Here is a 17457-nt window from a genome sequence, read left to right as displayed (position 1 = left end):
CGGGGTCCGTCCTGCGTAACATCGCGGAAACACGGCGGTTATGGCGAGGTAACCCCTTCCCCCTAGGGTCGGAGGGGCTGAATCCGTCAGTCCCATCCGCTCCGGCCCCCCTTTTGGAGACACCACATGTTCAGAGACTCATCCGAGGTGCTCGCGTTCATCAAGGACACCGACGTCAAGTTCCTCGATATCCGGTTCACCGACCTCCCCGGGGTGCAGCAGCACTTCAACATCCCCGCGTCGACCGTCGACGAGGAGTTCTTCTCCGTCGGCCAGCTCTTCGACGGCTCCTCGATCCGCGGCTTCGCGAGCATCCACGAGTCCGACATGCAGCTCATCCCGGACGTCACGACGGCGTACGTGGACCCGTTCCGCATCGAGCGCACGCTCATCATGGTGTTCGACATCTACAACCCCCGCAACGGCGAGATCTACGCCCGCGACCCCGCGCCAGGTGGCCAAGAAGGCCGAGAAGTTCCTCGCCGCGTCCGGCATCGCCGACACCGCGTTCTTCGCCCCCGAGGCCGAGTTCTACATCTTCGACGACGTCCGATACGAGGTGAACCAGCACACGAGCTTCTACTCCGTCGACTCCGAGGAGGGCGCCTGGAACTCGGGACGCGAGGAGGAGGGCGGCAACCTCGGCAACAAGACGCCGTACAAGGGCGGCTACTTCCCGGTCAGCCCCGTCGACAAGCAGGCCGACCTGCGCGACGACATCTCCTCAAGCTCATCGACGCCGGCCTGATCCTCGAGCGCGCGCACCACGAGGTGGGCACGGGCGGCCAGGCCGAGATCAACTACCGCTTCGACACGATGGTGCACGCGGCGGACGACATCCTGAAGTTCAAGTACATCGTCAAGAACACGGCCGAGCAGTGGGGCAAGACGGCCACCTTCATGCCGAAGCCGCTGTTCGGCGACAACGGCTCGGGCATGCACACGCACCAGTCCCTGTGGAACGACGGCAAGCCGCTGTTCTACGACGAGGCCGGCTACGGCGGGCTCTCCGACCTCGCGCGCTGGTACATCGGCGGCATCCTGAAGCACGCGCCGGCGATCCTGGCGTTCACGAACCCGACGGTGAACTCCTATCACCGCCTGGTCCCCGGCTTCGAGGCGCCCGTCAACCTGGTCTACTCGGCGGGCAACCGCTCGGCGTCGATCCGCATCCCGATCACGGGCACGAACCCGAAGGCCAAGCGCATCGAGTTCCGCGCGCCCGATGCCTCGAGCAACCCGTACCTCGCGTTCGCGGCGCAGCTCATGGCCGGCATCGACGGGATCAAGAACCGCATCGAGCCGCACGAGCCCGTCGACAAGGACCTCTACGAGCTCCCGCCCGAGGAGGCCAAGAACATCCCGCAGGTCCCCGCGTCGCTCGGTGCCGCGCTCGACGCCCTCGAGGCCGACCACGACTTTCCTGACGGCCGGCAACGTGTTCACGCCCGACCTCATCGAGACGTGGATCGAGTACAAGCGCGAGAAGGAGATCAAGCCCCTCGCGCAGCGCCCGCACCCGTTCGAGTTCGAGCTGTACTACGGCGTCTGACCGCCACCCGGGCGTGCCCTGACCGGCCGTCCGCAGCACGGGCCGTCCTCCTCCGGGAGGGCGGCCCGTCGTCGTCGGGCAGGCACGGGCTGGGAGCGAGCGGTGCCGGTCGGCGGAGGCGTCAGGCGCCGCGGGGATCCGGGCGGTCGTCGATGCCGTAGAAGAGCCGCTCGAACACGGCGCGGGAGCGGCGCGTGACGCCGAGGTACTCCTCCTCGAGCACGGACGCGGAGCCCGGCGGGTACTCCAGGAGGCGGGCGATCGCGTCGAGGGCCGCGCGATCGGCGGGGAGTACATCGGCGGTGCGGTTGGTCCACAGCGTCATCGCGGAGCGGACGCGGGAGGCGAGCACCCACGCGTCCCGCAGGCGACCGGCGTCCTCCGCCTCCATGAGGCCCGCCTCCACGGCGGCGTCGAGTGCCCCTGTCGTCGTCGGCGTACGCAGGGCGGGATGGTCGTGGGCGTGCTGCAGCTGGATCAGCTGCACCAGCCACTCCACGTCGCTCAGAGAACCGCGACCGAGCTTCAGATGGCGCGTGGGGTCGGCGCCCTGCGGCAGCCGCTCGTTCTCCACCCGTGCCTTGATCCGCTTGATCTCGCGGACGTCGGCGTCGCCGATGCCGGCCGGGTAGCGGAAGCGGTCCGCGAGGGCGGTGAAGTCCGCGATGAGGCCGCTGTCGCCGACGACGCCGCGCGCCCGCAGGAGCGCCTGGGCCTCCCACGTCAGCGACCAGCGCTCGTAGTAGGCGCGGTAGGAGGCGAAGGAGCGCGCGACCGGTCCGTTGCGCCCCTCGGGACGGAGGCCGGTGTCGAGGTCGAGGGGCAGGCGCGAGTCCTCGGTGAGGCGCGTCAGCTCGGAGACGATGAGCTGCGCACGGCGCTGGGCGAGCTCGGGATCCATGCCCGCGATGGGGCGGAACACGTACATGACGTCGGCGTCGGATCCGAAGCCGAGCTCGGCCCCGCCGTAGCGGCCCATGGCGACCACGGCGAACTCCGGCCACGGCCCGTCCTCGCGGCGGATGGCGCGCATGACGCCGCGGAGGGTGGCGGTCGTGATGTCGGCGAGCGATGGACCGAGGGTCTCGACGTGGGTGACCCCCACGATCGCGCCGATGGCGAGCCGCAGGATCTCCCGGCGGCGCAGGGTCCGGAGGGCGGCCGCGGCCGCGTCGGCCGTGGGATGCCGGTTGACCGTGGCGACGGCCTCCTCCTCGAGCGCGGCCCAGGTGCGCGGGCGGAGGTCCTCGTCGCGGGCGAGCCAGGCGGCGGCCTCGGGGACGCGGTCGAGGAGCTCGGAGACGTAGCGGGAACCGGAGAGCACCTGCGCCAGGCGCTGGGCGGCGCCCGCGGAGTCCCGCAGCATGCGGAGGAACCACGTGGCCTCCCCCAGGGCCTCGCTGAGGCGGCGGAACGCGAGCAGGCCATGATCGGGATCCGGCCCGTCGGCGAACCACTGCAGGAGCACGGGCAGCAGGTGGCGCTGGATGGCGGAGCTGCGCGACACGCCCTGCGTCAGCGCCCGGATGTGCCCGAGGGCGCCGCGCGCGTCCACGAACCCGATCGCGGACAGGCGGGCCGCGGCCTGGTCGCTCGTGAGCGCGAGCGTCTCCTCGGGGAGCGACGCGACCGCCGCGAGGAGCGGCCGGTAGAACAGCCGCTCGTGGAGGGTGCGGACGCGCGTCTTCGTCGTGGTCCAGCGCGCGACGAGCTCCTCCGCGCGTGCGTCGAGCCCGGTGCTCCGCGCGAGCACGCGGAGCCGCTCCTCGTCCGTGGGCATCAGGTGCGTGCGGTGCAGGCGCTCCAGCTGCAGACGGTGCTCGAGCAGCCGGAGGTAGCGGTAGTCCCGGGCGAAGTCCCCGGCCTCGGTGCGCCCGATGTATCCGGCGTCGGCGAGGGCCACCAGCGCGGGAAGCGTGCCGCGGTGCCGGACCTCCTCGTCGGTCTGCCCGTGCACGAGCTGCAGCAGCTGCACGGTGAACTCGATGTCCCGGATCCCGCCCGGCCCGAGCTTGATCTGCTGGTGCAGCTGGTCGGCGGGGATGTTGTCGGTCACGCGCGTGCGCATGCGCTGCACCTGGCCGACGAAGCCCTCCCGGCTCGCGCTCGACCAGACGAGGGGCGCGACGGCCTCCGCGTAGCGCCGGCCCAGCTCCGCGTCGCCGGCGAGCGGCCGGGCCTTGAGGAGCGCCTGGAACTCCCAGTCCTTCGCCCAGCGGTCGTAGTAGGCGAGGTGCGAGTCCAGCGTCCGGACGAGCGCCCCGGCCTTGCCCTCCGGGCGGAGGTTGGCGTCCACCTCCCAGAGCGCCGGCTCGACCTCGTGCTCGTCGATCCCGCGCATCGTGAGGACCGCGAGCCGCGTGGCGAGCTCGACGGCGCGGTGCGGTTCGATGACGGGATCGCCGTCGGCGTCCGTGGCGGCCTCGGCGACGAAGATGACGTCGACGTCGCTCACGTAGTTGAGCTCGCGGGCCCCCGCCTTGCCCATCCCGATCACCGCGAGCCGGGTCGCCCGGATCTCCTCGGACCGGGCCCGGCCGAAGGCGCCCGGAGCCGACAGCTCGGCGCGCGCGACCGCGAGCGAGGCCTCGAGGGCCGCGCCGGCGAGGTCGGCCAGTGCCGCCGTGACCGGGCGGACGGCGACGAGGGGATCCGGGTGCACGAGGTCCCAGGCGGCCACGCGCGCCACGAGCGCGCGGTACCGCACGCGCAACGCCGCCCGGGCCGGGGTGCCCGTGAGGGCGGCGACGCCGTGCTCGTCCGCACCGACCGCGGCGAGCAGCAGCTCCCTCACGTCGTCCGGCGCCGGTGCGTGGCCGAGCGGACGGGCGAACGCGTCGAGCTCGGCGGGGTGCCGGACCAGGAACTCGGCCAGGCCCTCCGACGAGCCGAGGACGCGGGCGAGACGGTGCCGGGCGTCGCCGTCGTCCAGGACGGCGCGCGTCCGGTCCGGGTCGGTCCGCAGCAGCCGCACCAGGGCATCGAGGGCGCCGTCGGGGTCCGCGCTCGGGGTGAGCGCGTCGACCAGATCCGCCTCCGCCCACCCCGACAGCTCGGCCGCCTCCGCGAGGGTCGCCCCGACCTCGCTCAGGTGGGCGAACCCGGCGCGGGCGAGCGCGCCGGTCAGTGTCTGTCCGCGTCTCATCGGGTGCTCCGGACTCGTCGGATGCCGCCCGGGGTGCCGGTCGGCCGGTGGGTGGACCGGGTCAGAGCATCTCGAGGTTGGAGCGCAGCTCGTACGGCGTCACCTGGGCGCGGTAGTCGCGCCACTCCTGCCGCTTGTTGAGCAGGACGTAGTTGAACACCTGCTCCCCCAGGGTCTCCGCGACCAGCTCGGAGCGCTCCATGAGCTGGATGGCGTGGTCGAGGCTCGAAGGCAACGGCGAGTACCCGAGGGCACGCCGCTCGGCGTCGCTGAGGCTCCACACGTTGTCCTCGGCCTCGGCCGGGAGCTCGTAGCCCTCCTCGATGCCCTCTGAGGCCGGCGGCCAGCATGAGCGAGAACGAGAGGTAGGGGTTCGCCGCGGAGTCGATGGCCCGGTACTCGACCCGGGAGCTGTTGCCCTTGTTCGGCTTGTACAGCGGCACGCGCACGAGCGCGGACCGGTTGTTGTGCCCCCACGTGACGAAGCTCGGGGCCTCGCCCCCGCCCCAGAGCCGCTTGTAGGAGTTCACGAACTGGTTCGTGACGGCCGTGATCTCGGGAGCGTGTCGGAGGAGGCCCGCGATGAACTGGCGCCCGATGGTGGAGAGCTGGTACTCGGCACCCGAGGCGTAGAAGGCGTTGACGTCGCCCTCGAAGAGGGACATGTGCGTGTGCATGCCGCTTCCGGGCTGCGCCGCCAGCGGCTTCGGCATGAACGTCGCGTAGACGCCCTGCTCGATCGCCACCTCCTTGATGACCGTGCGGAAGGTCATGATGTTGTCGGCGGTGGTGAGGGCGTCCGCGTAGCGGAGGTCGATCTCGTTCTGGCCCGGACCCGCCTCGTGGTGGCTGAACTCCACCGAGATGCCGAGGTCCTCGAGCATGCGCACGGAGCGGCGTCGGAAGTCGTGCGCCGTGCCGCCCGGCACGTTGTCGAAGTAGCCCGCGGCATCGACCGGCTCGGGCCCGTCGACGCCGAACTCCGACGACTTGAGGAGGTAGAACTCGATCTCCGGGTGCGTGTAGAAGGTGAAGCCGCGGTCGGCGGCCTTCTCCAGCGTGCGCTTCAGGACGTTGCGCGGATCCGCGATGGCGGGCTGGCCGTCGGGCGTCGAGATGTCGCAGAACATCCGCGCGGTCGGGTCGATCTCGCCGCGCCACGGCAGGATCTGGAAGGTCGTCGGATCCGGGTGGGCCAGCATGTCGGCCTCGTACGAGCGGGTGAGGCCCTCGATGGCCGAGCCGTCGAACCCGAGGCCCTCGGCGAACGCCCCCTCGACCTCGGCCGGGGCGATGGCCACCGACTTCAGGGTGCCGGTCACGTCGGTGAACCAGAGGCGCACGAACTTGATCCCGCGCTCCTCGATCGTCCGCAGGACGAAGTCACGCTGCTTGTCCATCCACCTGCCCTCTCGTCGGTCTCCAACCTACCGGCTGACCAGGGGCCCGACGGCCCGCCACGGGGGCCCGCCGTAGACTGCCGGACATGCAGAGACCCGACGCTGCCGTCACCCCGCCCGAGCCCGCCCGCCTCCCCTCGGAGCCCGCCGGGCCGCCGAAGAGGGTGCGCATCCGGCACTTCGCGCGGGCCAAGGAGCAGGGCCTCAAGATCACGGGGCTCACCAGCTACGACATGCTCACGGCGGGGGTGTTCGACGAGGCCGGGATCGACTTCCTGCTCGTCGGCGACTCGGCCGGGAACACCGTGCTCGGCTACGACACGACGGTCCCCGTCACGGTCGACGAGCTGATCCCGCTCGCCCGCGCCGTCGCGGCCTCCGCCCAGCGTGCGCTCGTCGTCGCGGACCTGCCGTTCGGCTCCTACGAGTCGGGTCCGGACCAGGCGCTCGCCACCGCGGTGCGCTTCATGAAGGAGGCGCGCGCCCACGCCGTGAAGCTCGAGGGGGGGGTGCGGAGCGCGGAGCAGATCCGCCGCGTGGTCTCGTCCGGGATCCCGGTCATGGGCCACGTCGGCTTCACCCCGCAGAGCGAGCACGGTCTGGGCGGGCACATCATCCAGGGACGCGGGGACGCCGCCGAGGCCCTGCTCGCCGACGCCCGCGCCGTCGAGGACGCCGGTGCCTTCGCCGTCGTCCTCGAGATGGTCCCGCAGGAGATCGCGCGCCGCGTCAGCGCGGAGCTGAGGATCCCGACCATCGGCATCGGCGCCGGCAACGGGACCGACGGGCAGATCCTCGTCTGGACGGACTTCGCGGGCCTCACCTCGGGACGCGTGCCGCGGTTCGTCCGCCGCTACGCGGACATGCGGGCGGTCCTGCTGGACGCGGCCACGCGCTACCGGGACGACGTCACCAGCGGCGCGTTCCCCGCCGAGGCGGAGAGCTACTCCGACTGACGTCGCGTCGGCCGCCGGCACCTCTTCGGCGGCGTCAGCCGCTAGTCGTCGTCGCGCTCCTCGGCGGCCCACTGGTCCGCGCGCTCGCGCAGCCTCTGCGGCGCCCGTGCCGCCTCCTCGGCGGTGGCGAAGGGGCCGATCCGGTGGGCGGCCGGGGACAGCATCCCCTTCTCCACCTCGCCCGTGCGGTCGTCGTACCAGTACTGCTCGTCGGTGTCGCTCATGCTGCCGATCGTAGGCCCGTCCGACGGCCGCGCGGAGGGCGGACCGGGGTCGGCCAGCCGGTAGGGTCGCTCTCATGAGCGACGACGCGACGACCGCAATCGGCATCGACATCGGCGGGACGGGCATCAAGGGCGCCATCGTCGACGTCGCGACCGGAGAGCTGCGCAGCGAGCGCGTCAAGCTGCCGACGCCGCAGGGCGGCGAGCCGGAGGACATCGTGGCCACCGTGAAGCAGATCATCGAGGCACTCGGGGAGGTCCCCGCGGGCACCCCGCTCGGTGTGTGCTTCCCCGCCGCGATCGTGCACGGCACGACCATGTCGGCCGCCAACGTCTCGCCGACCTGGATCGGGCTCGAGGCGGAGAAGCTGTTCGAGGAGCGCCTCGGGCTCGAGATCACGTTCGTCAACGACGCGGATGCGGCCGGCTACGCCGAGGCGCGGTACGGCGCCGCGAAGGACGTCCGGGGCCTGGTGATCATGACCACGCTGGGCACCGGGATCGGGACCGCGCTGATCCACGACGGGGTCCTCATCCCGAACGCCGAGCTCGGCCACATGGACGTCGCCGGACGCCGCGACTTCGAGCGCCGGGCCTCGTATGCCGCGAAGGAGCGCGCCCACCTCAACTGGAAGCGCTGGGCCGCGCGGCTGCAGGTGTACTACGGGCAGCTCGAGAAGCTCATGTGGCCGGAGCTGTTCATCGTGGGCGGAGGCGTGTCCAAGAACCACAAGCACTTCCTGCCGCTTCTCCGACTCCGCACCCCGATCGTCCCGGCGGAGCTCCGCAACAACGCGGGCATCATGGGCGCCGCGGCCCTCGCGGCGCACGCCGTGGGCGCGAGCACCCACGCGCCGGCGTCCGACCTGGTCGACAAGACGAAGCCCGAGGACTGAACGCACACGGCCACGGGCCGGATGCACGACGAGACGGCCGGGACCCTGAGGGTCCCGGCCGTCTCGTCGTGATGCGCGAGGTGCGGATGGGCCGGCTGATACGCCGGGTTCTGTCCCGGTGCCGGAGCACCATGGACGGCCATCTATCTCGGAGCTGCGTCACCGCAGCCCTCCAGCGGTCTACCCGGGGACTGGACGAGCAGCCTGTGCGTCCCCTGTTCGACCTTGCTCCGGGCGAGGTTTGCATAGCCGACCCGATCACTCGGGCCGCTGGTGGTCTCTTACACCGCCGTTTCACCCTCACCCGCCGCTCGCGCGACGGGCGGTCTGCTCTCTGTTGCACTGTCTCGCGGGTCGCCCCGGGTGGGTGTTACCCACCGCCCTGCTCTGTGGAGCCCGGACGTTCCTCGACGCGGTCGGTGTCCCGGAGGATCGACCGCGGCGCGACCGTCTTGCCGACCCATCCGCGACATCGAGTCTAGGGGCGCGCGCGGCGCCCGGAGCGCGGAGGCGCCTAGAGGCCCGACTCGTCCGTGCGCACGAGGATCGCGCTGGACTCGGGATCCAGCACCACGTCGTCCGGGGCGAGCTTCCGCAGGGCGTCGAGGTCGCTCTGGTTCAGCGTGATGTTGCTGCCGAGCGAGATGCCGCGGTGCAGCATCGCGGCCCCGACGCCGTAGCGCGCGCGCTGCTTCTCGTAGAGGGCGATGAGGTCCGCCGGGAACCGGGGCGCGAGCGCGTCGCGGTCCTTCTGCGCCTGCTCGGCCTGGACCCGCAGCTCCGCGGCCGCCGCATCCCGCTCCGCCTCGGCCCGGGCGATGCGCTCCGCCAGCCCGTCGCGCTCGACGACGACCTCGGACTGCGCGGCCTGCGCCTCCTCGAGCCGCTGCATGACCTCGAGCTGGACCTCCTCCAGGGTGTCGCGACGGCGCAGCAGCGACTCGAGCTCGCGCTCGAGCGCCTGCACGTCCTTCGAGCTGCCGCCCGACGCGATGCGGGTGCGGTCGCGGTCCATGCGCGCCTGGACGACGGCGACGTCGGACTCGATGCGCGAGAGCTCCGTCCGCGCGTCCTCGACGACGCCCGTCCGCTCCCCGAGCCGCCGGCGGACCAGCTCCATCTCCCGCTGCAGGGCGTCGATCTCCTTCAGCTGCGGGAGCTGCCCGAGCTGCCGCTTCAGGTGCGTGAGCCGGGTGTCGATCTCCTGCAGGTCGAGGAGCTCCTTCTGGATGCTCGGGTCTGCCTTCATGCTCTCCCTCTCGTGGTGCGGCGCTGCCGGCCGGTGCGTGCGCGCGGTGCGTGTCGTGGCATGCGCGCCCGCGGGCGCGCGGTGGGCGGTCACTGCGTGACGACGAAGTCCCAGGGGTCGGTGCGGATGTCGCTGACCGTGATCTCGACGTCCGGCAGGGCCGACCGCAGGGTGTCCGCGGCCTGGTCGAGCCAGAGCCACTCGCTCGCCCAGTGGGAGGTGTCGACGAGGTAGGGCGCGCCGCCGCGGAGGATCGCCGACTCGCGCGCCTCGCTCGCGGGATGGTGCCGCAGGTCCGAGGTGATGTACACGTCCGCCCCGGTCACCCCGGCCGACCCGAGGAGGGAGTCGCCCGCTCCCCCGCAGAGCGCGACGCGCGTCACGGGAGCGTCGTAGGGGCCGGAGACCCGGATCCCCGTGGCGGTCGGGGGCAGGATGCGGGCGAGCTCCCCGGCCAGGCGGCCGAGCGTCGTGGGCGCGGGCAGGTCGCCGACGCGTCCGATGCCGCGCACGCCGCCCTCGGCGGGCTCGAGCGGGCGGACGGTCTCCGGGACGAGGCCGAGGAGTGCCGCGAGCCGTCCCGAGGTCCGCCCTCCACCACGTCCGCGGTCGTGTGCGCGGCATACAGGGCGCAGCCGCCGCGGATCAGGTCGGCGAGGAGCGCGCCCTTGTAGCCGGTCTCGGCCACGGAGGTGACGCCGCGGAGGAGGAGCGGGTGGTGGACCAGCAGCAGGTCGGCGTCGACGGCCAGCGCCTCGTCGACGGTCGCGCGGACGGCGTCGACGGCGAGGTGGATCCGCCGCACGGGGCGGCGCAGGTCGCCGGACACGAGCCCCGACGAGTCCCAGTCGGCGGCGCCGGACGGCGGCCAGGCGTCCTCGACGGCACGGACGACGTCGGCGAGGGTGGGGATCACGGTCCCATCGTAACGACGGCGGGGTCCCGGCCCGTCACGGTGCGGGTGCGGTCAGCCGCGTCGCGCGGAGCGGCGGGACGCGTCGTCGCCGTCGGAGACGGCATCGCCGTCCGCGGAGTCGGAGGACCGCGCGGGCGTCGGGACGAGCGGCTCGAGGGGCCAGAGGCTCCGCTGGGCCGACCCGCGGTGCGTGCTGGATCCGTGCGTCGCGGCGTCGACGACCGACCAGGCGGCGGCGGCGTCGGCCGTGTCGGAGCTCATGGGGCCGATGCTACCGCGACACGCCCGCGGCGACACGGGTGGCGCCGCGGGCGGACACGCCGTCGCCGGCCGCGCCGAAGCCCGTCGAGCGGCGACGGCTCGGGGAGGTGGGTTCGGGAGGACTCAGCGCACGCCGCGGGCGGTGAGCGCGTCGCCGAGCTCGTCGGCGTGCTTCAGGGCGACGACGAGGAAGGGCACGACGAAGGTGCGGAGGCCCGCGCGGGCGCCACGGGCCCGCTGGGCCTGGCGGACGTCCCCGGCGAGCCGGCCGAGCACCGGGACGGTCCCCGCGGTCACCGTGAGAAGCAGCGACACCCGCTCGGTGTCGACGCCGAGACGCCGGAGGGGACGCAGCCCGCGCTCGATGCCGTCCAGGAGCTCCGTCATGGTGGTGGTGAGCACGAGCAGGCCCGCGATCGCGATCGCCGCCGTGACGCGTGCGGTGTTCGCCACCGCGGGCTCCGGTCCCAGCAGGACGAGCTGGCTGACGAGGGTGAGGAGCATCACCCAGCGCACGGCCCGCACCTGGCCGACCAGCCGCCGGAGGCCGAACGCACCATCTCCGAGCTGAGCGACCGCGTAGGCGACCACGGCCACGACGGCTGCCGTGCCGGCCGCCCACCAGGTCGAGGGCAGGAGCGAGACGCCCAGCACGACGGCCATGAGAAGGAGGAGCTCGCGTCCCGCGGGCATGCGCCCGAGACGACCGCGCCGCGCATCGCCGGGGGTCAACCGAGCGCCGTCTCGTACGCGGCGATGACCTCCCCCGGCTCCCCGCGCCGGATCACCCGCCCGTCGGCGAAGAGCACGGCGGCGTCGCACCGGGCGGCCGCGGCGAGGTCGTGCGTGACGAGCACGAGCCGGTGCCCCTCCTCGAAGAGGTGGTCGGCCACCCGGCGCGCGTTCCGGGCATCGAGGTACGCCGTCGGCTCGTCGGCCACCACCAGCTCGGGTCGCCGGACGAAGGCCCCCGCGAGGGCGAGCAGCTGCTTCTGCCCGCCGGAGAGCTCGTGCGAGGAGCGGTCGGCCAGATGCGAGATGCCGAAGCGCCGTAGCGCCTCGGCGACCCGTGCCGCGGACTCGGCGCGGGGCAGCCGCTCCGGACGGAGCGAGAAGGCGACGTCCTCCGCCACGGTGGGCATGACGATCTGCGCGTCGGGGTTGCTGAAGACCAGCGCGACGCGGCGCCGGAGGTCGCGCGAGCCGCCGGCCGGATCGATGCCGAGGACGCGCAGCTCGCCCGAGCTGCGGTCGACGAGGCCGCCGACGAGCCGGGCGAACGTGCTCTTGCCCGAGCCGTTCTCGCCGATGACCGCCAGGGTGCGCGCATCGACGTCGAGCGTCACATCGCGGAGCGCCTCGAGCTCGCCGAGGCGGACGCCGACGCCGTCCAGGTGCAGCGCCGCCGGAGGTGCGCCGTCGGGCGCGATCACCGCGCCGCGGTCGTGCCGACGGACGGCCGGGAGGAGCGCCAGCCGCCCGCACGGCGGAACGCGCGCGGGTACCCGCGGACGAGCGTCATGACGATGCCGGTGGCGATGGCCGCCTTGACGAGGTCCCCCGGGAGGAAGACGAGGCTCGTGAGCGCGGTCTCGGCCAGCGGCAGGCGCGTGACGAGGCTCTGCACGGGGATGCCGACGGCGTAGATGACCGCGATCCCGCCGGCCAGCATCGCGAGAGCGGTGCGCCAGGCCGTCGGGCGCCGTCCACCCAGGTGCACGACGAGCCCGACGACGGCCGCGCCGAGGATCCACCCGACGAGGTAGCCCCCGAGGGCCCGAGGAACACGCCCAGGCCGCCGGTGCCTCCCGAGAGCAGTGGAAGACCGACCGCCACGAGCGCGAGGAGGACGGTGAGCGCGAGCGCACCGAGGACGGGCCCGAGCACCGCACCGGCGAGCATGACGCCGAGGGTCTGCGCGGTGATGGGGACGCCGCCCATGACGCTGATGCTGCCGGGCAGTCCCAGCACGGCGACGACCGCGGCCATCACGGCGACCCGGGCGAGGTCGGTGGCGTCGAGCCGTGCCGCGCGCTCGGAGCCGGCGGCGAGGGGGCGGGTCGTGGTCATGGGCGTCCTTCGGTAGGAGGCGAGGAGGCGGGCCTGAACGGCGTTCACCTGAACGCCGTTCACTATAGTGGGGGCATGGTTCGACAGGGCGACCGGGAGGCACACGCGCGACGACGTCGCGCGGACCGCCCTGCGGATCCTCGACGAGCACGGCCTCCCCGACTTCACCATGCGGCGTCTCGGCGCCGCCCTCGACGTGCAGCCGAGCGCCCTCTACTGGCACTTCCCCGACAAGCAGAGCCTGCTGGCGGAGCTGGCCGACCGGATCGTCGCCGAGGCGACTGCGTCGATCACGGACGCCTCACCGTCGGCCGGTCCCGGCGGCGTGTGGGGCGAGCGCGTCCGAGAGCAGGCTGCCGCCCTCCGACGGGCGCTCCTCGCCCACCGCGACGGTGCCGAGGTCGTGGCCAGCACGACCGCGCTCGGGCTGGGCGCCACGGCGGCCCGTGACGCGCTCTCCGCGGCCGTCGCGGCGGCGGCGTCGGCGAGCGGGAGGCCGCGCGGGCGGCGTCGGCCGTCCTGCACTTCGTGCTGGGGCACGTGACGCACGAGCAGCAGCGGATCGGGCTCCGGCGCCTGGGTCTGCTCCCGGCAGGGACGGGCGGCGAGGATCCGGACGAGGACTTCGCGTTCGGACTCGACATGCTGGTCCGGGGGCTGTCGACGCTGGCATGACGCGACGCGCCGGGCGGATCGGCGAGCCGTCGAGGCGGTCAGGACGCCGCCGGGACCGGCGGTCCCGAGCGAGGTGGGCCCTGCCGGGCTCGAACCGACGACATCCACGGTGTAAACGTGGCGCTCTACCAACTGAGCTAAAGGCCCTGGCGTCCGGTGACCCGGCGCCTGGCAATGGTAGCCGAGCGCATCGGCGTGCCCGCGCTCCGACGCGCAGGCCCGACGCAGCCTCTCCCCCGTGCCCATCCATCCGTCCCGCCGCACCGTCGCGGAGCCCCGCTGGCCCGCCGCGGTCGGGCTGCTCATCGCGGTGGCCCTGTACGGCATCGCACCGACCGCAGTGCCCCTCGGCGTGCGTGCCGCGGTGGTGGTGATCGCGGTGGCCCTGCTCGTGCCGCTCGTCGTGCTCAATCCCGGCGGCTGACCCGGGAGACGGCGTGGTCGCGGGGTCTGGGGCTCGCGCTCGGCGGGCTGCTGCTCTGTCGCGAACCAGGTGTAGCCTCGTCGTGCTCGGCGAGGGCCCTGGTCGACGCCTCGGAGGCGGGGCCGGAGCTGCTCATGACGGCACTCCAGGTGTGGACGACCAACGTCCTGGTGTTCGCGCTCGGTGTTCTGGGAGCTCGACCGCGGGGGTCCCGTCGCGCGTCGCACGCACGCGCGGGCGGCTCTGGCGCCGGCCGACTTCCGGTTCCCGCAGGATGAGGACGCAGGCGCCGTCTCCGAGGTCGCGCGCCGCTCCTCCGAGCACGCGGACTGGGTGCCGGGCTTCGTCGACTACGCCTACTTCTCGCTCACGAACTCGATGGCGTACAGCCCCACCGACACCATGCCCCTCAGCCACCGCGCCAAGGCGCTGATGGCGCTGGAGGCGTTCGCGGGGTTCGTGATCCTCGCGCTGGTCATCGCCCGGGCCGTCAACATCCTGAGCTGAGGCGCCGGCCGTTCGCGCGCGTTCGCCCGATCAGGCCGGACGAGCGCCAGGTCGCGGATGGCGCTGCGGTACGCCTCGAGCTCGCGCGCCTCGCCCGGCGCCGTGATGAAGCTGCCGCGGATGATGCCGCGGGTGTCGATGAGGAAGGTCGCGCGGTTCGCGAACCCCTTCTCCTCGAGGAACACGCCGTACTCCTTCGCCACCTGGCCTGTGCGGCCAGAAGTCGGCGAGGAGCTGGAAGTCGATGCCCTGCTGCTGTGCCCACGCCCGCAGGGTGTGCTTGCTGTCGACGCTGATGCCGATGAGCTCCACGCGGCTGTCGGCGAACAGCGCGAGGTTCTCCTCGAGCTGGCACATCTCGCCGGTGCACGTCCCCGAGAAGGCCAGGGGGAAGAAGACGAGGGCGACCGCGCGGTGGCCGCGGTACTCGCCTGCAACCGGACCCGCTCGCCCAACCGGTCGGCGAGCTCGAAGTCGGGAGCCTGTGTGTCCTTGGCCAGGGCCATGGGGTGCGGACTCCTTCCGTGCCGGCGAGTGTCTCCTGTCTGGCACGAGCACCGATCCTACGCCGGGGATCCGCGATGTCCAGCGGCGGGCGGCCGGGGGCGCGTCGCGGGCGGTCGGCATCGGCCATGGCCCGTCGTCGTCCGTCGCGGTCGGTCGGCATGGGTAGGCTGGCTCTCGGCGTACGCGCGGCTCTCGCACCCTTCGAGCCCCGTGGCACCGAAGACGATGTCTGCACACCACAGGAAGAGGGTCGAGGGTGACTGTCAACGACCAGGATCCTGTACTCGGTGAACCACACCGACCAGGATCCGGAAGAGACCGCCGAATCGGACCGAGTCCCTCGACGGGCTCGTCGAGACGCAGGGCCGGGGTCGCGCGCGCGACGTCATGCTCAGCCTCCTCAAGCGCTCCAAGGAGCTGCACCTCAACGTGCCGATGGTCCCCACCACGGACTGACATCAACACCATCGCGCCGGAGAACGAGCCGGAGTTCCCGGGCGATGAGGACCTCGAGCGCCGATACCGCGCCTGGATCCGCTGGAACGCGGCCGTCACGCGGGCACCGGGCCCAGCGGCCCGGCATCGCGGTCGGCGGCCACATCGCGACGTACGCGTCGTCGGCCGCGCTCTACGAGGTCGGCTACAACCACTTGATCTTCTTCCGCGGACAGGACCACGCGGGCGGTGGCGACCAGATCTTCGTGCAGGGACACGCCTCCCCCGGCACCTATGCGCGCGCCTTCCTCGAGGGCCGCCTGAGCGAGCACCAGCTCGACGGCTTCCGCCAGGAGAAGAGCCACCAGGGCGGCGGCCTCTCGTCGTACCCGCACCCGCGTCTCATGCCGGAGTTCTGGCAGTTCCCCACGGTGTCGATGGGCCTCGGCCCGATCAACGCGATCTACCAGGCGCAGGCGAACAAGTACCTCACCAACCGCGGCATCAAGGACGCCTCCGACCAGCAGGTCTGGGCGTTCCTCGGCGACGGCGAGATGGACGAGGTCGAGAGCCGCGGCCGGCTGCAGGTCGCGGCGAACGAGAAGCTCGACAACCTGAACTTCGTCATCAACTGCAACCTCCAGCGCCTCGAACGGACCGGACCCGTCCGCGGCAACGGCAAGATGCATCCAGGAGCTCGAGAGCTTCTTCCGCGGCGCCGGCTGGAACGTCATCGAAGTCGTCTGGGGCCGCGAGTGGGACGACCTGCTCGCCCGCGACACCGAGGGCGCGCTGCTCGACCTCTATGAACCGCACGCCCGACGGCGACTACCAGACCTTCAAGGCCGAGAGCGGCGCCTACATCCGCGAGAACTTCTTCGGGCGCGACGAGCGCACCGCGAAGCTCGTCGAGGGCTACAGCGACGACCAGATCTGGACCCTCTGCAGCGCGGCGGCCACGACTACCGCAAGGTCTACGCGGCGTTCAAGGCGGCCAGCGAGCACACCGGGCAGCCGACGGTCATCCTCGCCAAGACCGTCAAGGGCTACGGACTCGGCCCGAGCTTCGAGGGCCGCAACGCGACCCACCAGATGAAGAAGCTCACGCTCGACAACCTCAAGCAGTTCCGCGACGAGATGCGCGTGCCGATCGACGGACGCCCAGCTCGAGCAGGACCCGTACCTGCCGCCGTAGTACTACCACCCCGGTCAGGACGACGAGGCGATCCAGTACATGCAGGAGCGCCGCCGTGCGCTCGGCGGGGTACTCCCCGGAGCGCCGCACGGCGCACACGGCCATCTCGCTGCCGGACGACTCGGCGTACCGCATCTCGAAGAAGGGATCCGGCACGCAGGAGATCGCCACGACCATGGCGTTCGTCCGCCTGCTCAAGGACCTCATCCGGTCGAAGGACTTCGGCAACCGCGTCGTCCCGATCATCCCGGACGAGGCCCGCACCTTCGGCATCGACGCCTTCTTCCCCACGGCGAAGATCTAGCAACCCGAACGGCCAGCACTACACGTCGGTCGACCGCGAGCTGCTGCTCTCCGACAAGGAGAGCCCGCAGGGCCAGATCGTGCACGTGGGCATCAACGAGGCGGGCGCCCTGGCGGCGTTCACCAACCTCGGCACCACGTACTCCACGCAGGGCGAGCCCCGCTGATCCCGATCTACGTCTTCTACTCGATGTTCCGGGTTCCAGCGCACGGGCGACGCGATCTGGGCCGCGGGCGACCAGATGGCGCGAGGCTTCCGCACTCCGGGCGCGACCGCGGGACGCACGACGCTGACGGGCGAGGGCCTGCAGCACGCCGACGGGCACTCGCTCGTCCTGTCGCAGACGAACCCGGCGGTGGTCTCGTACGACCCGGCGTACGCCTACGAGATCGGGCACATCGTCCGGTCCGGGCTCGAGCGCATGTACGGCGGGGACCACGAGGACCCGAACGTCATGTACTACATCACGGTCTACAACGAGCCGATCATCCACCCGGCCGAGCCGGAGGGCGTGGACGTGGACGGCATCGTCCGCGGCGTCTACAAGCTCAAGGACGGCTGGATCGACGGGCCGAAGGCGCAGCTGATGGCGTCCGGCGTCGCCGTGCCGTGGGCGCTCGAGGCGCTGAAGCGGCGCACGAAAAACGCGAAAGCGTTTCACGATAAATGCGAAAACATCTCTTGACACTGCACGAGGAACGGTTAATATCGGCTGCACAACCCAACGAAGTACAGGAACAT

Annotated in this window: 15 protein-coding genes, 1 tRNA gene, 1 other RNA gene and 6 pseudogenes; 11 read left to right on the top strand and 12 right to left on the bottom strand. The window is 72.2% G+C overall.

Translation table 11 applies throughout. The features are described 5' to 3' along the window. Positions 1–126 precede the first annotated feature (126 nt). Positions 127–1552, top strand: a pseudogene (glnA, locus tag ACZ411_RS14640) (type I glutamate--ammonia ligase). A 121-nt stretch (positions 1553–1673) separates the two neighbouring features. Here glnA and ACZ411_RS14635 read toward each other — a convergent pair. Together ACZ411_RS14635 and ACZ411_RS14630 are read right to left on the bottom strand one after the other, a co-directional pair. Next, positions 1674–4697 (bottom strand): bifunctional [glutamine synthetase] adenylyltransferase/[glutamine synthetase]-adenylyl-L-tyrosine phosphorylase, encoded by a 3024-nt coding sequence (locus ACZ411_RS14635; RefSeq protein ID WP_464171350.1) that lies wholly within the window; start codon positions 4695–4697, stop codon positions 1674–1676. Positions 4698–4758: 61 nt separating this feature from the next. Further along, a pseudogene (locus ACZ411_RS14630) lies at positions 4759–6097 on the bottom strand (glutamine synthetase family protein). Between the two features lie 86 nt (positions 6098–6183). On the opposite strand from ACZ411_RS14630, the gene panB reads away from it, so the two are divergent. Continuing rightward, positions 6184–7053 carry a 3-methyl-2-oxobutanoate hydroxymethyltransferase gene (gene panB, locus ACZ411_RS14625; protein ID WP_464171349.1) on the top strand — a complete coding sequence of 290 codons (870 nt, stop codon included), beginning with the start codon at positions 6184–6186 and terminating at the stop codon, positions 7051–7053. 41 nt (positions 7054–7094) lie between these two features. Here the strand turns inward: panB and ACZ411_RS14620 are convergent, their stop codons facing one another. Next, positions 7095–7277, bottom strand: a complete 183-nt coding sequence (locus tag ACZ411_RS14620) for a hypothetical protein (protein ID WP_104290266.1) — start codon at positions 7275–7277, stop codon at positions 7095–7097. A gap of 74 nt (positions 7278–7351) precedes the next feature. On the opposite strand from ACZ411_RS14620, the gene ppgK reads away from it, so the two are divergent. Then, positions 7352–8173: a polyphosphate--glucose phosphotransferase gene (gene ppgK, locus ACZ411_RS14615; RefSeq protein ID WP_104290267.1), complete on the top strand. Its 822-nt coding sequence runs from the start codon at positions 7352–7354 to the stop codon at positions 8171–8173. 83 nt (positions 8174–8256) lie between these two features. Here the strand turns inward: ppgK and rnpB are convergent. From rnpB to ACZ411_RS14580, 7 genes and pseudogenes are all read right to left on the bottom strand, one after another. Then, an RNA gene (rnpB, locus tag ACZ411_RS14610) (RNase P RNA component class A) lies at positions 8257–8636 on the bottom strand. A 51-nt stretch (positions 8637–8687) separates the two neighbouring features. Next, positions 8688–9422, bottom strand: a complete 735-nt coding sequence (locus ACZ411_RS14605; protein WP_464171348.1) for a zinc ribbon domain-containing protein — start codon at positions 9420–9422, stop codon at positions 8688–8690. Between the two features lie 89 nt (positions 9423–9511). Continuing rightward, positions 9512–10338: pseudogene (locus ACZ411_RS14600) on the bottom strand (Nif3-like dinuclear metal center hexameric protein). A gap of 51 nt (positions 10339–10389) precedes the next feature. Further along, complete coding sequence (locus ACZ411_RS14595) at positions 10390–10599, bottom strand: hypothetical protein (RefSeq protein ID WP_464171347.1); 210 nt, start codon at positions 10597–10599, stop codon at positions 10390–10392. A 123-nt stretch (positions 10600–10722) separates the two neighbouring features. Further along, positions 10723–11292 carry a CbiQ family ECF transporter T component gene (locus ACZ411_RS14590; protein ID WP_104290270.1) on the bottom strand — a complete coding sequence of 190 codons (570 nt, stop codon included), beginning with the start codon at positions 11290–11292 and terminating at the stop codon, positions 10723–10725. A gap of 35 nt (positions 11293–11327) precedes the next feature. Continuing rightward, positions 11328–12032 carry an energy-coupling factor ABC transporter ATP-binding protein gene (locus ACZ411_RS14585; protein ID WP_104343089.1) on the bottom strand — a complete coding sequence of 235 codons (705 nt, stop codon included), beginning with the start codon at positions 12030–12032 and terminating at the stop codon, positions 11328–11330. Continuing rightward, positions 12029–12669: pseudogene (locus ACZ411_RS14580) on the bottom strand (biotin transporter BioY). The gene ACZ411_RS14585 and the pseudogene ACZ411_RS14580 overlap by 4 nt, the downstream one beginning before the upstream one ends. Before the next feature lie 67 nt (positions 12670–12736). On the opposite strand from ACZ411_RS14580, the gene ACZ411_RS14575 reads away from it, so the two are divergent. Beyond that, the gene (locus tag ACZ411_RS14575; protein ID WP_464171346.1) at positions 12737–13213 is read left to right on the top strand and encodes a TetR/AcrR family transcriptional regulator; all 477 of its coding nucleotides are present in this window, start codon (positions 12737–12739) and stop codon (positions 13211–13213) included. After that, a complete protein-coding gene (locus ACZ411_RS14570) occupies positions 13198–13344 on the top strand; it encodes a hypothetical protein (RefSeq protein WP_464171345.1) in 147 nt (48 codons plus the stop codon). Before ACZ411_RS14575 ends, ACZ411_RS14570 begins: the two co-directional genes overlap by 16 nt. 74 nt (positions 13345–13418) lie before the next feature. Here the strand turns inward: ACZ411_RS14570 and ACZ411_RS14565 are convergent. Further along, positions 13419–13491 (bottom strand) — tRNA-Val (locus ACZ411_RS14565). A 91-nt stretch (positions 13492–13582) separates the two neighbouring features. On the opposite strand from ACZ411_RS14565, the gene ACZ411_RS14560 reads away from it, so the two are divergent. Then, a complete protein-coding gene (locus ACZ411_RS14560) occupies positions 13583–13768 on the top strand; it encodes a hypothetical protein (protein ID WP_464171344.1) in 186 nt (61 codons plus the stop codon). 183 nt (positions 13769–13951) lie between these two features. After that, positions 13952–14275: a hypothetical protein gene (locus tag ACZ411_RS14555; RefSeq protein ID WP_464171379.1), complete on the top strand. Its 324-nt coding sequence runs from the start codon at positions 13952–13954 to the stop codon at positions 14273–14275. A gap of 38 nt (positions 14276–14313) precedes the next feature. Here the strand turns inward: ACZ411_RS14555 and ACZ411_RS14550 are convergent. After that, positions 14314–14781 (bottom strand): annotated as a pseudogene (locus tag ACZ411_RS14550) (peroxiredoxin); the annotation flags it as partial. A gap of 501 nt (positions 14782–15282) precedes the next feature. Between ACZ411_RS14550 and ACZ411_RS14545 the strand changes: the two are divergent. From ACZ411_RS14545 to ACZ411_RS14530, 4 genes and pseudogenes are all read left to right on the top strand, one after another. Further along, positions 15283–16026, top strand: a complete 744-nt coding sequence (locus tag ACZ411_RS14545) for a hypothetical protein (RefSeq protein ID WP_464171343.1) — start codon at positions 15283–15285, stop codon at positions 16024–16026. Then, complete coding sequence (locus ACZ411_RS14540; protein WP_464171342.1) at positions 16023–16313, top strand: hypothetical protein; 291 nt, start codon at positions 16023–16025, stop codon at positions 16311–16313. The genes ACZ411_RS14545 and ACZ411_RS14540 overlap by 4 nt, the downstream gene beginning before the upstream one ends. A gap of 154 nt (positions 16314–16467) precedes the next feature. Then, positions 16468–16716: a hypothetical protein gene (locus ACZ411_RS14535; protein ID WP_464171374.1), complete on the top strand. Its 249-nt coding sequence runs from the start codon at positions 16468–16470 to the stop codon at positions 16714–16716. A 40-nt stretch (positions 16717–16756) separates the two neighbouring features. Beyond that, a pseudogene (locus ACZ411_RS14530) lies at positions 16757–17401 on the top strand (hypothetical protein). Positions 17402–17457 lie beyond the last annotated feature (56 nt).

This window comes from Clavibacter sp. AC415 (genome assembly GCF_979252985.1).
The sequence above is the reverse complement of the archived record's forward strand: the minus strand, read 5'-3'. Positions and strand labels throughout refer to the sequence as shown.